16 protein-coding genes are annotated in these 20210 nt (G+C 39.1%); 3 read left to right on the top strand and 13 right to left on the bottom strand.

Annotated elements, in window-relative coordinates; translation table 11 throughout:
- The first annotated feature begins 20 nt into the window (after positions 1-20).
- On the top strand, positions 21-668 hold the full coding sequence (locus ES711_RS01475; RefSeq protein ID WP_146888916.1) for a DsbA family oxidoreductase: 648 nt from the start codon (positions 21-23) through the stop codon (positions 666-668).
- A 170-nt stretch (positions 669-838) separates the two neighbouring features.
- A complete protein-coding gene (locus tag ES711_RS01470; RefSeq protein WP_146888913.1) occupies positions 839-1342 on the top strand; it encodes a GreA/GreB family elongation factor in 504 nt (167 codons plus the stop codon).
- Positions 1343-1448: 106 nt separating this feature from the next.
- Here the strand turns inward: ES711_RS01470 and guaB are convergent, their stop codons facing one another.
- The 9 genes from guaB to ES711_RS01425 all read right to left on the bottom strand — a co-directional run bounded on the left by guaB (position 1449) and on the right by ES711_RS01425 (position 15094).
- A complete protein-coding gene (guaB, locus tag ES711_RS01465; protein WP_146888910.1) occupies positions 1449-2921 on the bottom strand; it encodes an IMP dehydrogenase in 1473 nt (490 codons plus the stop codon).
- Positions 2922-3131: 210 nt separating this feature from the next.
- Positions 3132-5555: a TonB-dependent receptor domain-containing protein gene (locus ES711_RS01460; RefSeq protein ID WP_146889889.1), complete on the bottom strand. Its 2424-nt coding sequence runs from the start codon at positions 5553-5555 to the stop codon at positions 3132-3134.
- The gene (locus ES711_RS01455) at positions 5536-6900 is read right to left on the bottom strand and encodes an HTTM domain-containing protein (RefSeq protein WP_146888907.1); all 1365 of its coding nucleotides are present in this window, start codon (positions 6898-6900) and stop codon (positions 5536-5538) included. The genes ES711_RS01460 and ES711_RS01455 overlap by 20 nt, the downstream gene beginning before the upstream one ends.
- 67 nt (positions 6901-6967) lie before the next feature.
- Positions 6968-8086, bottom strand: coding sequence for an imelysin family protein (locus tag ES711_RS01450; protein ID WP_146888904.1), 1119 nt, complete (start codon positions 8084-8086; stop codon positions 6968-6970).
- A gap of 91 nt (positions 8087-8177) precedes the next feature.
- Positions 8178-9377, bottom strand: a complete 1200-nt coding sequence (locus tag ES711_RS01445; RefSeq protein WP_146888901.1) for a DUF4856 domain-containing protein — start codon at positions 9375-9377, stop codon at positions 8178-8180.
- Positions 9378-9523: 146 nt separating this feature from the next.
- The gene (locus ES711_RS01440; RefSeq protein WP_146888898.1) at positions 9524-10384 is read right to left on the bottom strand and encodes a hydroxymethylglutaryl-CoA lyase; all 861 of its coding nucleotides are present in this window, start codon (positions 10382-10384) and stop codon (positions 9524-9526) included.
- Between the two features lie 79 nt (positions 10385-10463).
- Positions 10464-11078 (bottom strand): LysE family translocator, encoded by a 615-nt coding sequence (locus tag ES711_RS01435; protein WP_146888895.1) that lies wholly within the window; start codon positions 11076-11078, stop codon positions 10464-10466.
- Between the two features lie 50 nt (positions 11079-11128).
- Entirely contained in the window at positions 11129-12163 is a 1035-nt protein-coding gene (locus tag ES711_RS01430) for a quinone-dependent dihydroorotate dehydrogenase (protein ID WP_146888892.1), read from the bottom strand.
- A gap of 66 nt (positions 12164-12229) precedes the next feature.
- Positions 12230-15094, bottom strand: coding sequence for a TonB-dependent receptor (locus tag ES711_RS01425; RefSeq protein ID WP_146889886.1), 2865 nt, complete (start codon positions 15092-15094; stop codon positions 12230-12232).
- 552 nt (positions 15095-15646) lie between these two features.
- Here ES711_RS01425 and pepT point away from each other — a divergent pair.
- Positions 15647-16894 (top strand): peptidase T, encoded by a 1248-nt coding sequence (pepT, locus tag ES711_RS01420; protein ID WP_146888889.1) that lies wholly within the window; start codon positions 15647-15649, stop codon positions 16892-16894.
- Positions 16895-17006: 112 nt separating this feature from the next.
- On the opposite strand, the gene yajC is transcribed toward pepT, so the two are convergent.
- From yajC to ES711_RS01400, 4 genes are all read right to left on the bottom strand, one after another.
- Positions 17007-17318: a preprotein translocase subunit YajC gene (gene yajC / locus ES711_RS01415; protein WP_146888886.1), complete on the bottom strand. Its 312-nt coding sequence runs from the start codon at positions 17316-17318 to the stop codon at positions 17007-17009.
- 16 nt (positions 17319-17334) lie between these two features.
- Positions 17335-17883 carry a DUF1573 domain-containing protein gene (locus ES711_RS01410; RefSeq protein WP_146888883.1) on the bottom strand — a complete coding sequence of 183 codons (549 nt, stop codon included), beginning with the start codon at positions 17881-17883 and terminating at the stop codon, positions 17335-17337.
- 68 nt (positions 17884-17951) lie between these two features.
- A complete protein-coding gene (gene nusB, locus ES711_RS01405) occupies positions 17952-18896 on the bottom strand; it encodes a transcription antitermination factor NusB (RefSeq protein WP_246139101.1) in 945 nt (314 codons plus the stop codon).
- A 107-nt stretch (positions 18897-19003) separates the two neighbouring features.
- A complete protein-coding gene (locus ES711_RS01400) occupies positions 19004-20104 on the bottom strand; it encodes a Glu/Leu/Phe/Val family dehydrogenase (protein WP_146888880.1) in 1101 nt (366 codons plus the stop codon).
- Positions 20105-20210 lie beyond the last annotated feature (106 nt).

Genomic DNA, 20210 nt, shown 5'->3' with positions numbered 1-20210 from the left:
TAGTAAATTATCCAAAAAACATGAAAGAGAAATTAAAAATAGATATCGTTTCTGATGTGGTATGTCCTTGGTGTACCATCGGCTACAAACGCTTAGAAAAAGCCATTATTGAAATGGGCATTCAAGATCAAGTAGACATTGAATGGCAGCCTTTTGAACTAAATCCAAACATGCCAACGGAAGGACAAAATTTGAAAGAACATCTCGCCGAAAAATATGGGTCTACTTCTGAACAGCAAGATGCATCACACCAACACATGGTTGCTGCGGGCGAAGAGGTCGATTTTAAGTTCGATTATTTTGATGACATGCGAATTGTCAACACCCTCGATGCGCATATTTTATTAGACTACGCCAAGCAATTCGGTAAGCAGACGGAATTAAAGATGCGATTGACAACTGCTTTTTTTAGCGAACGAAAAGATGTTTCAGATAGAGCCGTCTTAAAGCAAATTTTATTGGATGTAAGTTTAAATGCAGATGAAGCCTTAGCAAAGCTCGAGGACGAACAAGCACGAACTGATATAAAGAATGCTGAAGAGTTTTGGCGTCAATTAGGTGTAACCTCAGTACCAACGATTGTATTCAATAGGAAAAGTGCCGTTACTGGTGCACAACCAGTGGATGTCTTTAAACAAGTATTAACGGAACTCATTAAAGAATCCTGATCATCCTGAGTGGGTACATAATCATCAATGTTACGGTGCTTGTAGCCATAGCATTCATGAATTACCTCTTACAGTCAAGAGGTTTAAAGTATTATTAGTAGCTTCATAAATCATCGTTTTAGCGTTTAATAGGGTTAATTCTGTTCGCTGAAACATCAAAAGCAAAAATCATGAGCAGAGGATTTGTAAAGGAAGAGGATCAGGAAGAAGTACCAATGGTGCCACCAAGAGCAGATTTGCCTGAAGGCGCCGTCAACTATGTGACCCAAGTTGGCATGGACGCACTGTTGGATGAGAGAGCGCGTGTAACAGCAGAACGCGATCAATTAGAGGCGATCAATGAAAAGGAAAAACGGATTACTACCAATTATATCAATGCTAAATTGCAGCTGTTAAACAATCGTATTCTAACCGCTAAAATCGTGGATTTATCCAATCAACCTCAAGACGAAGTTCGTTTTGGCGCACAAGTCACTTTAAAGATTGGCAATGAGAAAAGCCTGCAAAAATATCAAATTGTCGGCGTGGACGAAGCGGATATCTCTAAAGGAAAAATTTCCTTTCTATCACCCATAGCCAAGTTATTGACCGACAAAAAAGTGGGCGACGTCGCTGTTCTAAAATTGGCCAAGGAGGATCGAAGTTTTGAAATCAAAAAGATTGATTATCCTTGATTACAACTCTAATAGTGTCTTTCAAAATTATTTAAAACATTATCAAAATTCATAAAAAAAACACGACCTATCATGGTCGTGTTTTATCTATAATTACATCAGTAGCTTATCTTGAGTAATTTGGCGACTCCTCAGTAATGGTCACATCATGTGGGTGACTTTCATTGATTCCTGAAGAGGTGATTTTCACAAACCGTCCGGTTTCCTTTAAGGTTTCAACATCCTTAGCACCACAATACCCCATTCCGGCACGCAGTCCTCCAATAAATTGGTGGATGCTTTCTATGACTTCGCCTTTGTACGGGACACGACCTACGATGCCTTCTGGTACGAGTTTCTTAATATCATCTTCAACATCTTGAAAATAACGGTCTTTACTGCCTTGCTTCATGGCATCTATAGAGCCCATGCCGCGATAAGCCTTAAATTTACGACCTTCGTAAATAATAGTTTCTCCTGGCGATTCTTTAGTTCCTGCCAATAAAGATCCTAACATAACAGTATCCGCGCCCGCTGCAATAGCTTTGGGAATATCGCCCGTATAACGGATGCCACCATCCGCAATCACCGGAACTCCCGAACCTTTAATGGCAGCGGCAACTTCTAAGACTGCAGAAAACTGCGGGAAACCAACACCTGCAACCACACGCGTGGTACAAATGGAACCTGGACCAATGCCCACTTTTATACCATCTGCGCCAGCATCAACCAAATATTTAGCGGCTTCTCCTGTCGCAATATTGCCGACGATAACTTCAAGATTTGGAAAGCGTTTTTTGATGGTCTTCAGAACGGTTACCACACCTTTGGTATGCCCGTGAGCCGTATCAATAATTACCGCATCAACACCAGAATTCACTAATGCTTCTGCCCTTTCTACCGCATCCCCGGTAACACCAATGGCCGCAGCAACGCGCAAACGCCCAAAAGAATCTTTGTTAGAAATTGGCTTGGTGGTTAGTTTCGTTATATCTCTAAAAGTGATTAAACCGGCAAGTTTATAACCTTCGTCAACGATCAATAATTTTTCAATTTTATTTTTTTGTAGAATACCTTCAGCATCTTGTAAAGAAGTACCGATAGGGGCTGTCACCAAATTATCTTTGGTCATCACGTCCACAATGGCACGAGAGCCATCTTTTTCAAAGCGTAAATCACGATTGGTCACAATGCCTTTTAAAACACCTTGATCATCAATAATTGGAATACCGCCAATACTGTGTTCCGCCATGTTTTGGGTAGCATCTGAAACCGTCGCCGTCATTGGTAAAGTCACCGGATCGATAATCATTCCGCTTTCCGCACGTTTCACCTTGCGCACCTCATTGGCTTGTTGCGCAATAGTCATGTTTTTATGCAGCACCCCAATACCGCCCTCTCTAGCCATGGCAATAGCCATTGCGCTTTCAGTAACCGTATCCATAGCAGCAGATACAATAGGAATATTGATCTTGATATTACGGGTAAACTGAGATTGGATATTGACCTCTCGGGGAAGGACTTCGGAGTAGGCTGGGATTAGTAGGACGTCATCATAGGTTAATCCCTCACCTACTATTTTGCTTTCGTGTGCTGTCATTGCAATTGTAGTTTAATTGCGTGCAAATTTACGGAAAAATTATTAAAATTTAAGCCAAAATAAGCACCAAGATGCAATCTTTCACAACGCTGAAAAATTTCTGATCAATTATGTATTCGTTCTCTGGAAGCACACAGGTACAGGACGCTATAAGTAGCAACTGTTCTCAAACAAGAATTTTATATAAAACGTCCTTAAAAAACGGGTATTTTAAATTTTAATTTGAAAGGTCATATACCAATTACGAGGTGCTGACGGAATGATTCCAGGGCCAGGATATCCGGTGGCTCGTCTTGTAAAATAGGCGTTATCCAGTAAATTATTGATGCCTGTTTCCAATTTAAAACGTTTATAAGCATAAGACAAGGACACATCCATAATATCATAACTCGGTATCTCCCCAATAACCCCGCTGATATTGGCTGCTTGAGAATTGGTAGCATCTGTAAACTGTTGCGAGAGGTAGGTATATTGGATATTTGCTAATAAGTTTCGGTATCCGAATTTCAATCCTGTCTTAATATTCACATCTGGCACAAATTCGACTTGATTCCCCACAACCCCAGACTGCTCAGAGGTGGTGTATTCCGAATTGATAAATGAACTATTGATAAAATAATTCATGCTAAACCTATTGTTCAGATTTAAGATTTTTTTCAGATTAAAATCAAATAAAGATTCTACGCCATACATCACGGCGTCACCTACATTTCCGCGTTCGCTAACGATACGACCATCTGAAAGTTCCTTTTGAATAAAACCTATTCTGCCGTTATAAAACAATCCAAAAACGCCCAAATCATAGGACACTAGGTTTTTAAAATTGCCACGAACACCTACATCTGAAGTAAAACCTTTTTCATCCGTAATGTTCGGATTGATGGCGAAAGCCGGATTATTGATGTTGATGTCTGAATACGTTACCGAACGGTAATTTTGGGAAATGTTGCCATAAGCTTCAAAAGCAGTATTCGGCTTATAACTCAATCCTACCCCCAATAGCACGAACGCTCGTTCAAAGTCACGATTATCGGCTACAGATTCTTCAAAAATAACATTTCCAGCAGCGTCCGTATTAATACGCTTGTAAAACCCTTCGCTTTGGGTTTTTATGTATTCGAATCGGAAACCTGGCGTAACTGAAAACTGATCAGTGGCGTAAAGAATGTTTTCTCCAAACACTGCCATATTGAAATTGGGAAAATCAAATGCCGACTGATTGGAATAATTGGGAAATCTATCCGATTGGATTTCAAAATTAGGACCGATACCTTCACTTCCCGGACCTTGCTCCTCGGCGTTATTGGCACGGTAAAATTTTGTGCCCAGTAAAAAGGTAGACGCTTTTTCAAACAGTTCGTATTTACTAAGAATTCGAGCTTCAAAACCATAATTTTTAAAATCGCCTTTTATCAAATCTCGTTCCTGCATTGGGTCAATTTGATCTACCCGATTGGTCCGAAACCCCAGGGCGTAGCGTGAGGCATTCAGGCCAAAGGCATTAAAGCTAAAATTGGTGTGTTCTGAAAATTTATGATCAAAATTGAAATTGTACAACAACCAATCCACCTGAAACCAATTTCGCGAGCGGTTACTTTGATAAGGATCGTTTTCAAACATTTGGTCAGTAAGTCCACCACCTTGTTGCGCCAAATAGCGCAAGTAACTGACTTCGCCATTTAGGGAAGTCTTTTCATTAAACTGATACCCAATATGGACATAGGCGTTTTTCGATTCAAACTCCGAATTAGGTCGGAAGCCATCCCCTTTTTTATAGTTGAAATATCCGTAATAACTCCACTTGTTTTTTGTACCACTAACACTAGTGAAATTGGTATAAAGACCAGAACTGCCCACAGTGTTTCTAGTAATCAGTTCAAAAGGTTTATCCGGATGGGGTGCTTTCATCTTAAAATTGATAAGACCGCCAAATTGGGTGCCGTATTGTAAGGATGCCGCTCCTCGAATGATTTGTATTTCACTGAGGCCTTCAGAAGCGGGAGTATAATAACTTTCAGGATACCCCAACACATCAGCACTGATGTCATATCCATTTTGTCTGGTATTAAAATTAGCCGTTCTGTTCGGGTCTAAACCACGTCCGCCAACATTGAGCTGTAATCCTGCATCATCATTTTGGTAAATGTTTAATCCTGCCACTTGGCTGTAAATTTGTCGCGCATTATTGGAAGCCAAATTGGCCATGGACTGTTCTACCAAAACCACTTCTGTTTTCCTTCCTGCAAATATAGATGTGCCTTCAACATCCTTCAATCGGGAGAGTTCAAAAACTTTCGTCTTTCTCGCCGTGATTTCCACTTCTGACAAAGCTACGCCAAGAGCTTTTAAAGACACATTTAATTCGGTATCAGTAGTCACTTTTAAGACCTGCTCCTTCGCTTCAAATTCGTAAGAAAAAAAGACCAAAGTAAGGTCACTTTTTTCAGTTTTAAAAGTGTAGAATCCTGCTGCATCACTTTTGGTCAAGAGGCCGGAAACCTTGTCATAAACCTCCACGTTGGCCACTGGCCGCTGCGTTTGGGAATTTATAACAACTCCAGAAATAGTGTTTTGTGATAGCGCTGACAGCCCTACCAATAACAGTAGTACGATACTAAAATCCTTTAATTTCATCATGTAATGGTAAAATCCAGCGTTTAGGCCGGAATGATTCTTTTTCTTTATATAAATCCGTAGTTGTGTTAATATACGGCTGACTTAAACGTCCGTTTAGCGCTACATAACTTTCTGCGAATACTTGTACATTTTTATGACCTTGACTTTTAAAATGGTCGCCCAAATAATGGGCATATTCCAAGATAAAATCTGGTTGAAAACTCATTTGTTTTTCCTGAAGTGGGGTTAAAAAATCTGAATTGTCAACTAAAAAACCATGCCCAGTTTCGGCATCAACAATTTTGAATGTGGTGTAGCCCATCTTTTCCATGAGCATCACTCGCCAAGAGAATCGATAGCCCTCCTCTGTCCAAAATAATTCATCGGGATAAAGGAGATAGCGAAATGGAAATACCATCTGAAAAACAAAAAACACCGCAATAATCGGAAGGATGATTTTCCGATTTGTGTAGTGGTAAACCTCAGCTCGCCAAGTTTGAGAATTGATGTTTAAGGGCTTTAATAAGATTTTGATAACGCTTAAAATACGTCGATGGAAATTCGCATCAAAGAAAATAAGCGCTGTCACGATCATGATGTAGGGAAACATCCCAATCGGGAACAATACCCGTGTAAACACATGAAAGAATACTACCAATGCAAAAGCAAACCAACGGGTGCGTTTATAAAATAACAAAAATGGAATACATAAATCATACAACATTCCGGACCAACTCATGGCATAATGGACCCATTCTTGTTGCATAAATGACACCCCTACAAACGGCAAATCGTATTTAGAAGGCAGCCATATTCTTAACGGCATGGCTTTAAATAACCAATCGGAATTTAATTTTGCAAGGCCTGCATAGATATAAACGATGCTGACCAATAATTTGATACTGTCAATAGTCCATTTTGGAATGGACGTATAAGTTCTTTTTTTAAGAAGATTATCGACCGAGAAATAAGCGTTCGCTGGCAAGAACACCATTAAAAAACTCAAAACACTTATAAAATAATAATGATTGAGATACGCGGTCTTATCCATGAGTTCAATGTAGGTGAAACTCAGAAAAAAGGTGATGATGGCCAACCGATATTTGAGTCCGATGGCCACAAGAAAAGCAGAAATCCCACAAAGAGCAAAAATAAGATAGGTATAGTCGCCGATGGGTTTAATCCATTCAAAACCGTAATATGAAAAATGGAATTTAGGTAACACGTAAAGAGTTTTAATCCACCCATGCCACCAAAAGCGTACAATACTTAAAAGCATCATCACGCCAAAGCCTATCCTGAAAACAGCTAAAGGTGCCGCGGAAGTTGGTGTATTCAGATATGTTTTAAACCTAGTGTTCATAAAACCAAAAAAAAGATTCTCTAAGCTGTTTAAAGAATCTTCTTTTTTATATTAGTTCAAAAAATAATTAATCCCCGTCAGCATCTATATAATCTACGCTGATATTAAATGCCTGAACCATATCAACCTTTAAATAGACTACTGCACGTTGTAGAGCATCATAGGCAGCCGTCATTTTCGAATTGTCAGCATTTATTTGGGCACTAAAATTGGAGTCTAACGCTTGAATTTTGGTACGTGCTAAATCGAATTGATTGTTTATTAGCATGCTGAGTTTCTCTCCTTCTTTATTTGTCTCTAAATAATCGAGATAGGTTTTAAAACTTGCACCAGTTGCAGAGCCGTTAAATGATTTGCCATTAAAAACATTCTGAACCGCATTTAAAGCTTCAAGACTCAAGGCTTTTGAAACTTTCTGATTGTAATACCCTTCTACCTTATTTGGTAAAGGTGTTGAAGAAAATACGCCTGCTGGAATTCCAATTTTATTGGCACGTAAGCCCTTTTCGTAATAGAAAATATAGTCATTTACAAACTTGTTCAACGAGCTTGTCGCTGTATTTTGTGAAGAATTCACGAATTGGTCACGATACACGGTTGTCCAATCTGTAATCACATCTTTTGTCAACTTATCCATTTGATTGATCACTGCGGTCAAATAATCTTTATACCCTTGGGCATTTTTATCTGTAGAAAATTTGGCAATAATCCCCGCATCATCTGCTGCAAGTCCGTACAATAAATAATCTAGCGCCGGAAACCCTTGTGCATCATGATAACTTGGTGTGTTCAAATCAAAAGCGCCGGTCAAAACCCCATTTTCGATATCAGACACCGTTACCGGATAAATATTCATAAAGTAATAATATTGATTTAAAGCTTCAGCCTTCCCAATATTATACATTTCTAGGTGCTGCCATGCACTATACGCTGTTAGCCACGTTTTGCGCGCTGCATCTAACGTATTCTGATTTGGTGTGGCCACAAAAGCGTTAATAGAGCCTTTTAAATTGGTCAATTTTATACCAAAATCTTGGTACGCTGGTATAATGATATTATCGGCAAGGTTTTTCAGCAGTGCCGAGCGGTCAAAGGTATCGGTTGTGCCACCTTGCGAGGAGTCATCTGAAGAACTACAGGCCACGATAAGGGCCAAACTGAATACTAAAGCTATTTTTTTTAACATGGAAAATTATATTTTCTTAATGTGTCTGCAAATTTAAATAAGTAGTGATTGCATTCCTAATAATGCAACCACCACCTCATCTATTTTAATATTAATTAGCTGCTGCCACTGGAAATCCAAATTTTGAAGCAATTGTTCCCGATATGCTGTCTAAAGTTTCTGGAGTTACATCCCAAAATCCATTTTCAGCCAACAATGTGTCCATAAATGCGGTTACTTCTGCATTAGTAAAATAAGGACTATTGGTATTTGGCTGTCTTGTAAATTGCAAACTGTTGATAAACCCTAAAGCTTCAGATAAGGCATGAAATGCTTTTGCGGTATCTCCTGCTGCCATACTAAGTTTTCCTTCTTGCAAATAATGAACTGCACGAACGGCAGGCACTAAGGAAACATTTTTTCTAATGATGGCCACTTGTTCATCTCTTAAGTCATAGTTTTTGGCCACAATAGCAGCTCTTCCCAATTTGAAGGCATCATAAACCGCAGCAGCCGTACCTGCAAAATCAGCATCGGCGTCTACTTGATTTAAATAGGTATTCAAGAAACTATCCGCACCTAATACGGGCACTGCAGGATCCACTTCATTGCCGTACAAATAGCCATAAGCTTCATCCCATTTGTGCTCCATAGTGGTATAGAATTTACCTGACTCCACAATAGCGTTGTCATTGTTTTGAATATTTGAAGCTTCATCTAACACAGAAGTACTCAGGTAATTGTTAAGCATTTGGTCAGTCATTAACCCACCAATCAGTGTTTTTGCTACGGCTTGATCCAATTCAAGACCTTTACCATTTACATATCTCACAGCTCCGCCTCCTGCTTGTTGCAATTGACCCGCTGATCCAGCGGTTGCTGTCATCTCCCAATTTGGAAACACTGTAGTTGCTTGTTGCTCAATCCAAGAATCCATAAGACTCTTAATTTCGTTTGATAGTGTGGTGTTTGCACCAAAAAGGTCTTTGGATGCTGCTACTTTATTACGTACATTTTTCTTAGAAGCATTTAACTCAGCATCTGAAAAATCAATGTCCCCCTCACGATGGGAAAATAAGGCTTGTAATTCAGCGGCTGATTTTGTATTATCTTTTAAGGCAGAACGCAATTCCATGGCCATCTTAATCCTCGTTGTTTGACCATTAAAATCTACAGTAGAATTTCCATCACGTGTAAATTTGTAGGTTGCAGGTGCTTCCACCGTTATCGTTGGGTTGTTAACCTCGTCATCACTTGAACAGGATGTCAATAAAGTGGATGTTATGGCTAATCCTAATAAAATTTTTCTCATTGTTATTTAGTCTTAATATAAATAGTGTTTGATTTCGGCACAAAAGTAAGACATGGAATTAAAAAAATCAAAGCTTATTTAGATTAATTTAAAATAAGAGTTGAACAGCACCCTTATTTTTCTGATCTTAAGAAGCTAAGAAATTGCTAGTGATAGCTGGAGAAAATTTTTGTGGCTTCGTTGTAGGCACTTTCGAAGCTTAAGGCATTCAAATCTGAACGTTGCTTACTGGTAAAATAGGAGAGTAATTTCTCGGTGGGCATATTTCCGGTGAGATCATCCTTGGCCATAGGGCATCCGCCAAAACCTTGAATAGCGCCGTCAAAACGTGCGCATCCCGCCTTAAAGGCAGCATCTACTTTTTCGTGCCATAAAGCGGGTGTTGTATGTAAATGCGCTCCAAACTCGATATGGGGATATTTCGGAATCAAATTAGAAAACAAATAGTTGATATTTTCCGGATTGGAAGTTCCTACAGTATCACTCAACGAAAGAATCTTTACGCCCATATTAGCCAAGCGTTCTGTCCAATCTCCCACAATATCTACATTCCATGGATCACCATAAGGATTACCAAATCCCATAGAAATATATACCACAACATCCTTATTGGTCTTATCGGCAATTTCTAAAATCTCATTTAGAGTGACAACAGACTCTGCAATAGTTTTATGAGTGTTCCGCATTTGAAAGTTCTCAGAAATGGAGAATGGATAGCCCAAGTAATTAATTTCTGGATGTACTGAAGCCTCTTCAGCCCCTCGAGTATTTGCGATAATGGCTAAAAGTTTGCTGGTTGTTTTAGAAAGATCTAATTTGGAGAGCACCTCAGCAGTATCTACCATTTGTGGAATGGCTTTGGGCGACACGAAACTTCCAAAATCAATAGTGTCAAAACCGACACGCAACAGCGATTGGATGTACTGTACTTTTTTATCTGTTGGAATAAAGTCCTTGATGCCTTGCATGGCGTCGCGCGGACATTCTATGATTTTTACGTGTTGCATGGCTTCAAAGATAGGAATTCATTTGAAGACAAAATCCATCCCTTTAAAAAAATCACTTCAGAACGGTAAACATGCTTTTTTAGGCAGCAATGATATACAGCGCAATGCCGACAAACACGAGAATTTGGAGCCATTTTAAAAATACGCCAATCCCCTTTTTCTCTAAAATCACATTTGAAATTCGGCCTGCCAATAGAGCGATGGCACTAAAGACTAGAAACGACACCAACATAAAGACCAAACCTAACACATAAAATTGAACCACAGTATTTCCGGCTTTATCCCACAGAAATCCAGGGAAAAATGCTAGAAAGAAAATCATCACTTTCGGATTCAAAAGATTCATAACTACCCCCGTCTTAAAAAGTGACCAATAGGATTTTTTAGGAGCATCTGAAGTTATTAAAATGGTATGATCGCTCCGATACACCGTATAGGCCAAATAGAGCAAATAGCATGCTCCCAATACTTTTATAACATAAAATAGAGATTCTGAGGTAGTAATGATTGCTGAAATGCCAAAAGCCAATAAACTGGTATGCACTATGCACCCACTGATTAATCCGGCCGTTGTGGCAATACCGCTTTTCGTCCCGTTAATTAATGATTGGGTCAGGACATAGATGTTGTCCGGTCCTGGAGAAATGGCCAAAGCAAGGGTGGCTAGGGAAAAGGAGATAAGCGTTTCAAACATGGTGAGGCAGCACAGATCAATTTGAGTTGAGTCAATAAAATTTATAAGTTTTAAACCTTGCTTAAAAGTGCTTTATTAATGTCTTTAATCAATTGGGGCCCTTCGTAGATAAAACCAGTATACAACTGTACCAAATCCGCGCCTGCATCCAATTTTTCTAAAGCATCTTTCGCGGTATGGATCCCTCCTACACCAATAATTGGGAATGCTTTTTGACTTTTTTCGGCTAAAAACCGAATCACTTCCGTGGAGCGTTGGGTTAATGGTCGCCCACTTAATCCTCCCATTTCATTCTTATGATCGCTTTGTAAACCTTCTCGAGAAATAGTGGTATTGGTTGCAATAACCCCATCTATTTTTGTGATGGCCACGATATCTATAATATCCAGGAGCTGCTCGTTCGCTAAATCGGGCGCTATTTTTAAAAGGATAGGTTTGCGCTGTGGTTTTAGATTGTTTTTATTTTGAAGCGTTTGCAATAAATCGGTTAAGGGTTTCTTTTCCTGCAAAGCCCTTAGATTTGGAGTATTGGGAGAGCTGACGTTGACCACAAAATAATCGACATAATCGAACAGAGCATCAAAACAGATGATATAATCATTAACGGCTTCTTCATTTGGCGTCACCTTATTTTTACCAATGTTACCGCCAATTAAGACATGATTTTTATCCCCTACTGCGGCATTAGATTTTAAACGCTCTACTGCTTCGTCTACCCCGCCATTATTAAAGCCCATTCTATTGATGATGGCGGCGTCTTCCTTTAATCTGAACAATCGCGGTTGTTCATTTCCGCCTTGCGGTTTTGGAGTAACCGTGCCAATTTCAATAAAACCGAAGCCTATATTTGACAGCTCCTTGAACAGTTTGGCATCTTTATCAAAACCCGCGGCAAGACCTACCGGATTGGGAAATTGAAGACCAAAGAGCTCTCTTTTTAATAATGGATTATCAACGTGATCTTTCGTTTTAAATAGTCCGCCCAGACCAACCGTATTGGCCAAGCGTATCATTTTGAAGGTAAAATGATGGACAGATTCAGGATCGAAAGAAAATAATAATGGACGCAGTACGAATTTATACATAGGATACAAAAATAAAAAACTACCCAAATATAGGGTAGTTTTTAAAGTGAATCATTTTAAATAAAACTATTTGAGGTTTAAACTTAGCCTTGCAAACAAAAAACGGCCACCTACCCCAAATTGTTGTGCTCTTCTGGACCAATCAAAGCGTCCATCACTACGATTGTTGCCCAGACCATCAATGTCTGTTTTCAAACGGTCAGGATAAATATCAAAAATATTATTCGCGCCAACGGTAATCATAAAACTTTCCGCGAGACGGTATCCAACGGAAAGATCCGTGACAATTTTTGAGCTGAAAATTTCCTGTAATGCAGGATTGGTGGTTGCCTCTGTCACCTCTCCAAAGTAAACATTTCGCAAGAAAAAGTTAAATGCGCCAGAACTTAAGGTATGAGATAAGTTGACTTTGGTACTTGGCACCGCTTCTTCAAGATATATCCGGCTGTCTTCCGGGAAATAGGTACCTACCAATCCTGCATCCTCAAGCACACGAGAGGCTTTGATTGCTCCAACTTGCTTAGTTTGGGAGAAGGTTGCCGCCAAATCATTTTTAAGAAGCATGTCCGTACCGACATTCATGCGGTGGGTCACTACCAAATCTAAGCCCTTAGATTCCGTATCAATGGCATTGGCAAAAAAGGAAGCTGCCGTAGCATTGGCTTGCGCTAATAATTTATCCAATTCTGATCCTGTGCCCGGTCCTGCAAATTGACCCGTATAAACCACTCTGTCATCAATAGCCACAAAATAACCATCTAAGGTGATGTTGATGCCCGCATCAGGTAATTTAACAGTGACACCTAAACTGACACTTTCTGAAGTTTCTTGTTTCAGTTCAGGAATGCCCAATAATTTTGCGGCACGACTGTCATTTGCAAACGTTCCCACTTCTTGAGGATTGCCATTCTGATCAAAAATTGTGGAGGTTGAATTAAAGTATAACTGATGTAATGACGGTGCTCTAAATCCTGTATTACCCGCAACTCTTAAGTTTAAACTTTCACTAACCTTTAAAAGAGCGGCCAATTTAAAATTGATAGTAGAACCAAAATCAGAATAATCTTCAAATCTGGAGGCGAGACTTAATAAAAAGGATTCTGTAATGTCCGCCTCTAAATCAATATAACCCGCCACACTGTTGCGGCCTCTATTAACCTCATTTTTAGGACTAAATCCCGGAAAAACCTGAGAACCGCCAGGACGTGCACTTCCAAAAAAGTCGACCGCTGGTTGTTGCGTAGACAAAGTGATGCCTTCGCCTTGAGCGGTATATTGCAAATAGGACGCTGCTTCACCGGCCTCAATCTCATAATTCTCTAAACGGTATTCCGCGCCAAACGCCACGTTGAGTCCTGAGAAAACGTCCTCATAGAAATGATTAAGGTCTAAGTTAACAGTGTTCTGTGCAAAATTAAAGCCGCCAGCATCAAAAGTGGTAGGCGACGCATTTTGTAAAGAGGCGTTAAAAGTGTTCCCAATCGTATAGATAAACTTGTTCTTACCATAAGTGTTACTAAAATCAGCATTCCAATCGCCAATTTTGCCTTTGACACCCACAGAGAGGGATTGATCGGTGATTGTCGAATTTATTTCCGGTAAAAATCCATTAATGTAAGCTGGTGTATAGGTTCTACTCTGATTGGGCAGACGAAAGAAACCGCCAGAGTTTCCGGTACGGGAACTCAGCCCGCCGAAAGAATACACTTCAGAACCGTTATCATCTAAAGGCAAAGAAAAGTTCGCAAAAAATCGACCTCCTCGCACTTCGGATTGTCCGACACGCATATTAAAATCTGAGCGGGCCAGGTTTCTACTGGCCAATTCGGCATCTGTATTATTCGCGCCCAGAATGGTCCGCAAATCGGCTTTGGTAGCGTTAGGATCCAAATTAAACCCGGCTTGGTTCCCATAATTAATGACATCAGCGACATCATCATCCAACAATTTCGATAAATCATAGCCGTCCGCAGAGGCAAACCGTTCTACCGTATTATATTTATTAAATACTGAACCTTCCCATTCTTTCATCCGGTTGTAATCATCTCTATAATCAAAATCTCCCGTAAAGTTGATATACCCGCCTTTATCGCCAATGTTTAGACCATAATTGGCACTAATATTTGTGGTCGCTCCATCCACACCCCCTGTTTGTTCATTGGCATTTTTGGTGAAATGTGCTCCTGTGGTGACATTTAGTTTTAGTTCGTTTGTGGCATTATCAAGTACAATATTAATGACCCCTGCAATGGCATCACTACCGTATTGTGCAGCGGCACCGTCTCGCAACACTTCAATACGTCGGATGGCTGCGGTGGGAATGGCATTTAAATCAGTCCCTACGCTTCCTCTTCCAAAGGTACCATTGACATTGATCAGGGAGGAGGTGTGGCGACGTTTACCATTGATCAACACCAAAACCTGGTCTGGTCCGAGTCCTCTTAATGAAGCAGGATCTATATGATCAGTACCATCAGCAATGGTTTGGGTATTTGAGGTAAATGATGGCGCTACAAAATTTAGGATTTGATTCAGATTGACTTGCGGACTGCTTCCTGTAATTTCAGAAACATCAATCACATCTACCGGCGACAAGGAGTTGACCGCAGTCCTGGCTGGATTTCTACTCCCAATCAGGTTGATTTCATTTAAGGACACCCCAGGCTTCATAGTTACATTTAGCGTTGTTCCATCTACCGTCAGCTCTTGGGAATTATAACCCACGTAAGAGAATATCAATTTGTCTCCAACATCAGCCTTTACCTCAAATTTACCATCAAAATCGGAAATTGTACCCGCTAAAGTGCCTTTTACCACAATGGTAACACCACTTAAAGGTTGGTTGTTCTCATCTTTCACAACACCCCCAACTTTTTGGGCATGTAATGAATACGAAAACATAATCAGCAAAATTAAAATGTAATTTTTCATCATAATATATGGTTTAAAGATTAATGATTCATAAGAAATTCCCATAACGCAACTATCCAATAAGCTTATAGAAAGCTTAGAGCAATATGCTTAAAAAGCTATAATTCACCATCTTAAGCTTAAAACAAAACGGCTAAGCTGGAGTATATTTAATCTTAAAAAATTACTAGCGGGGCTTCGAATAGATGCTAATTGATGCTAAAAAACAGAGGGGACAAGGTGCTAAGCGCAAGCAAAAAGAAGGTAGGGTTGATTTATAAAAAATCCTGTTTTGTCTGCAATTACACTACAATGATTGTAAACAACTTTTGATTTAAAAATTCTTATATAAGTCGTTAAATCACAATTAATATGATTAAATAAACGCAAAAAATTAACACTTAATTCAATCTTATTACTCAAATATAAGAAAACAATTGATTGATTGCGTTAATTTCTTTAATAAAGTAGTTAAGGTCACACCGTTATAATGGGAATATTTACTGAAAATATTATTACATAGTAATTGTTCATTTGAATATGCTTTATTTTGCATCGTTAAAGAAAAATAATATGATTGACAAGAAACACATCATTGACAGATTTATAAGCTACGTCAACATTGACACGGAATCCGACCCAAATTCTGACACTACCCCAAGTACCGAAAAGCAATGGGATTTAGCCCATGTCTTGGTTAAGGAACTTACGGCAATTGGCATGAAAGACGTCTCTATAGACCAAAACGCTTATATTATGGCCACGTTGCCCAGCAATGTTGACCATGAGACGCCAGTAATTGGTTTTATCTCTCACTTTGACACCTCTCCTGATTTTACAGGAGCCAATGTGAACCCACAAATTATAGAACAGTACGATGGAAAGGACATTGTTTTAGATGCCGAGAAAGACATTGTTTTATCTCCTGATATATTTGACGATTTGCTGCAATATACAGGACAAACACTCATCACTACAGACGGGAATACGCTTTTGGGCGCTGATGATAAAGCTGGAATTACAGAAATCGTTTCTGCAATGGAATATTTAATTCAGCATCCGGAAATTAAACATGGCGAAATTCGCGTCGGATTTACCCCAGATGAGGAAATTGGACGTGGTGCCCATAAATTTGATGTTGAAAAATTTGGTGCCGAATGGGCTTATACCATGGACGGAAGCCAAATTGGCGAATTGGAATTTGAGAATTTCAATGCCGCCGGCGCTACCGTTAAAATAAAAGGCACTATTGTGCATCCTGGATACGCCAAAGGCAAAATGGTTAACTCCATGTATATTGCAACGGAGTTTATCAACTCACTCCCTATGCTGGAAACACCGGAACACACCGAAAATTACCAAGGATTTTTCCACTTGGCCAGCATCGACGGCAGTGTGGAAGAAACAGTATTAAAGTATATTGTCAGAGATCATGATAAGGACCATTTTAACGCTCGGAAAGAAGCCATGCGCCAGTTGACCTTTGATCTTAACACACAATATGAACGGGAAGTTGTTACCATTGAAATTAAGGATCAGTATTTCAACATGAAAGAACAAATTGAGCCGGTCATGTATATTGTCGATATCGCGGAAGAAGCAATGCTTGCCCTAAATATAAAACCCCTTATAAAGCCAATCAGAGGCGGCACAGATGGTTCGCAATTGAGCTATATGGGATTGCCATGTCCTAATATTTTTGCCGGAGGCCATAATTTCCACGGCCGTTATGAGTATGTTCCTGTAGAGAGCATGATAAAGGCGACAGAAGTGATTTGCAAAATTGCGGAGTTAACGGCAATCAAAGCCTTGGACAACTAAGAATAATTGCCATAAATCGTTGCAACCAAAAAAAAATGCCTCGTTCGTTTAAAAAATAATCAAACAAAAAAAGCCACTTTTCAGTGGCTTTTTTAAAAACTATAATCTCAGATTATTTTGTAGTAGTTGTTGTCGTTGTTGCTGGATCAACATTGAGCTTGCTGCTCATTTCCATTGAAATTGCCGAGCGATCAAACTTGATTTTTCCTGCTAAAGTTTCAATAACACAACTGCTATCTTTATCATTTAAGTCGACAATCTTACCATGCATTCCGCTTTTTGTAATGACTTTATCGCCTCTCTTTAATTCACTTGCAAATTTTTTCTCCTTTTTAGCGCGTTTCATCTGTGGTGCAATCATAAAAAAATACACTACAGCAAACATGGCTATAAAAGGTAAAAACGAACTGATTCCTTCTCCCATTGATTCTTAAATATTATTAATCGTGATTATGGCCTTCATGACCAGGTTGTGTGCTCGATTTTCGAACTGGTTGTTGCATGATCGATTGTGTACCACTTTGAACAGCTGGCTGCATTGGACTATCACCACCTTCAATCATTGCTTTAATTCTTACCGTTTCTGCACCTTTTTCAGTATTGGTAGACATGGTGATCGATTTTGTAACCATCCCATTTCCTTTCCCGTCAAACTTGACATTAAATTCTCCAGTTTCGCCAGGTGCAACTTGTTTTGTCCAATCTGATGGTACGGTACATCCGCACGTACTTTGAATGTTACTAACAACTAATGGAGAAGTACCAGTATTTGTATATCTAAATACAGTTTCTACTGGAGTTCCATGTTGTATCGTACCAAAGTCGTGTTCAATTTCTTCAAATTCAATCACTGCAGAGCTACCAGAATTAGCATCTCTTTGTGCTGCTTCTGCAACATTTTCTGATTTAATTTTTGCAGTAGCGTCTTCTTTACAAGACATAAAAGCTAACATACATAGTGCGCTAACACCTAACATCATTTTTTTCATTGTACTCTATTTTAAAATGTTTTAATTAAAAACAAATTTGAAAGGGTAAAAATAAGCATTATTTCTTATTACATCAACCCGCGTCCTATTTTATTTAAATCGCCATTCTCGGTGTATTCCTTAACTATTTTATCTAAAATTCCGTTAATAAAAAAACTACTCTTTGGCGTGGAGTATTCCTTAGCGATATCAATATATTCATTGATGGTCACCTTTACAGGGATGGATGGGAATTTTTGAAATTCGCAAATGGCCATTTGTAATAAAACGGCATCTAAACTAGCAATGCGATCGGCATCCCAGTTTTTTGTTTTAGCGGTGATTTCTTCATGAAATTTCGATCTGTTCAGAATGGACTTCTTAAACAAGGAGGTCGCAAATTCCCTGTCCTCTGTGTCCTTAAACAATTTTGGAGTAAAGTAAGTGGCATTGTTTTCTGGCCTTACTTTTCTTAAAAGCTTTAAAATACCCGTATTAACCACAGGTAAATCGTCTAGCCAAGTCAATCGTTTGTCTTCTATATAATCGTAGAGCTTTTCATTAGGCGCTACAATTTCAGTAAAAACATCAACAATAAAATTCCGGTCTTCTTTAAAATCCGATACTGAAGTGGCCATATAATCTTTATACAGCTCACTTTCCAAAATGCTTTTAAAAATGATGTCTACGTATTCAAAATCGAGATACCAATAATCGATTTTACGTTTTTCCATCTCAATTTGAAGCCCTCTGTCTTCTCGTAGGAGTTGTAAAACTTCGTTATTAATAAATTTGGTGTTGGGATTTTTTTCTTCTTTAGTTGCTAAAATTTTACGTTGGGATTTATCTTGATAATCTTCCGCACGTTTTTGCACTTCAATTAAAAGCGATAACATTAAGAGGTGTAAATCATACATGTGATCTAGACTTTGCAGCAAGAACCGCTCATCTTTTTTAAAATCATCACTTTCTCCACCTTTATACGCATAAAGGGTTTGCATCACTTTTATACGAATATGTCTTCTATTTAGCATTTGTAAGAACTTATTAAATTAAAAGGGCGAAAAGTCCATTCGACTTTTCGCCCTGCAAAAATAGTATTAATTTATAACTTCAAAACAAATTTAGAAGATATATTGCCTTAATTTGCTTGTTCACTTTTTCTCTTGGCAATCCGTTCCTTGGCCGTATTTACCGCAGCCACATTTGGAGTAACACCATTGGCAGCCGCCCGTTCCAAGATTTCTAAGGTCGTATTGTATATGTTTTCTGTTCTACGCATAATTTCCTGTTTATCATACTTTTCAAGCTCAGCATACACATTAATAATACCGCCGGCATTGATCACAAAATCGGGCGCATACACAATTCCTTTTTCCTGTAATAGCACGCCGTGCCGATCTTCAGCCAATTGATTGTTTGCCGCTCCGGCGATCACCTGAGCTTTTATCTTATTAATGGTGTCATCATTAATTGTCGCACCTAATGCACATGGCGCATAGATGTCCATGGTCTGGCTAAAAATATCGTTTCCTTTATAGCTAGATACGCCATAAGACCTACTCACCTGGTCCATACGCTCCTCACTCAAATCCGTAATGGTCACATTCGCACCTTCCTTAACCAAATAGCCTACCAAGGCCTCTCCTACGTTACCAATGCCCTGAACAAAGACTGCTTTACCATTTAAATTATCAGAACCAAATTTATACTTTGCCGCTGCTTTCATGCCCATAAAAACACCGTAAGCCGTTACGGGCGATGGATTACCAGACCCGCCTTTACTTTCAGAAATCCCCGTAACGTGCGGCGTCACCTCTCTTACAATATCCATATCTTCAGTGCTCATCCCTACATCTTCTGCCGTAATATACTTGCCGCCCAAGGAGTTGACAAACTCTCCAAATTTTCGCATCAATTCTGGTGTTTTTTGAGTTTTGGCATCGCCAATAATGACTGCTTTGCCCCCTCCCAAGTTTAATCCGGTTATGGCCGATTTAAAGGTCATCCCTCTACTGAGACGTAAAACATCATTTAAGGCCTCCCATTCGTTGGCGTAATTCCACATGCGCGTCCCGCCTAAAGCTGGGCCTAAAACGGTATTATGGATACCAATTATTGCTTTTAAACCAGTATCTTTGTCGTTGCAAAAAACAATTTGTTCATGATTATCAAAAGAAAGTTGTCCAAAGACAGGGTCTGCCTTGGCAATTTCCTTAGCACTTATAATTTGTGAATTCATATAATTTTATTTTATTCAGCTTTTTTAGAGTTTCTAAAAATTCTAGATAAAAATAAATTAATATTACAGTTTTAGCAAAAATATAGTAGCTAAATTATCATATCGC

Origin of the sequence: Gelidibacter salicanalis (genome assembly GCF_007997285.1) — a bacterium.
GTDB lineage: Bacteria > Bacteroidota > Bacteroidia > Flavobacteriales > Flavobacteriaceae > Gelidibacter > Gelidibacter salicanalis.
Note: the sequence above shows the minus strand (reverse complement) of the source record. Positions and strands in the feature narration are given on the sequence as shown.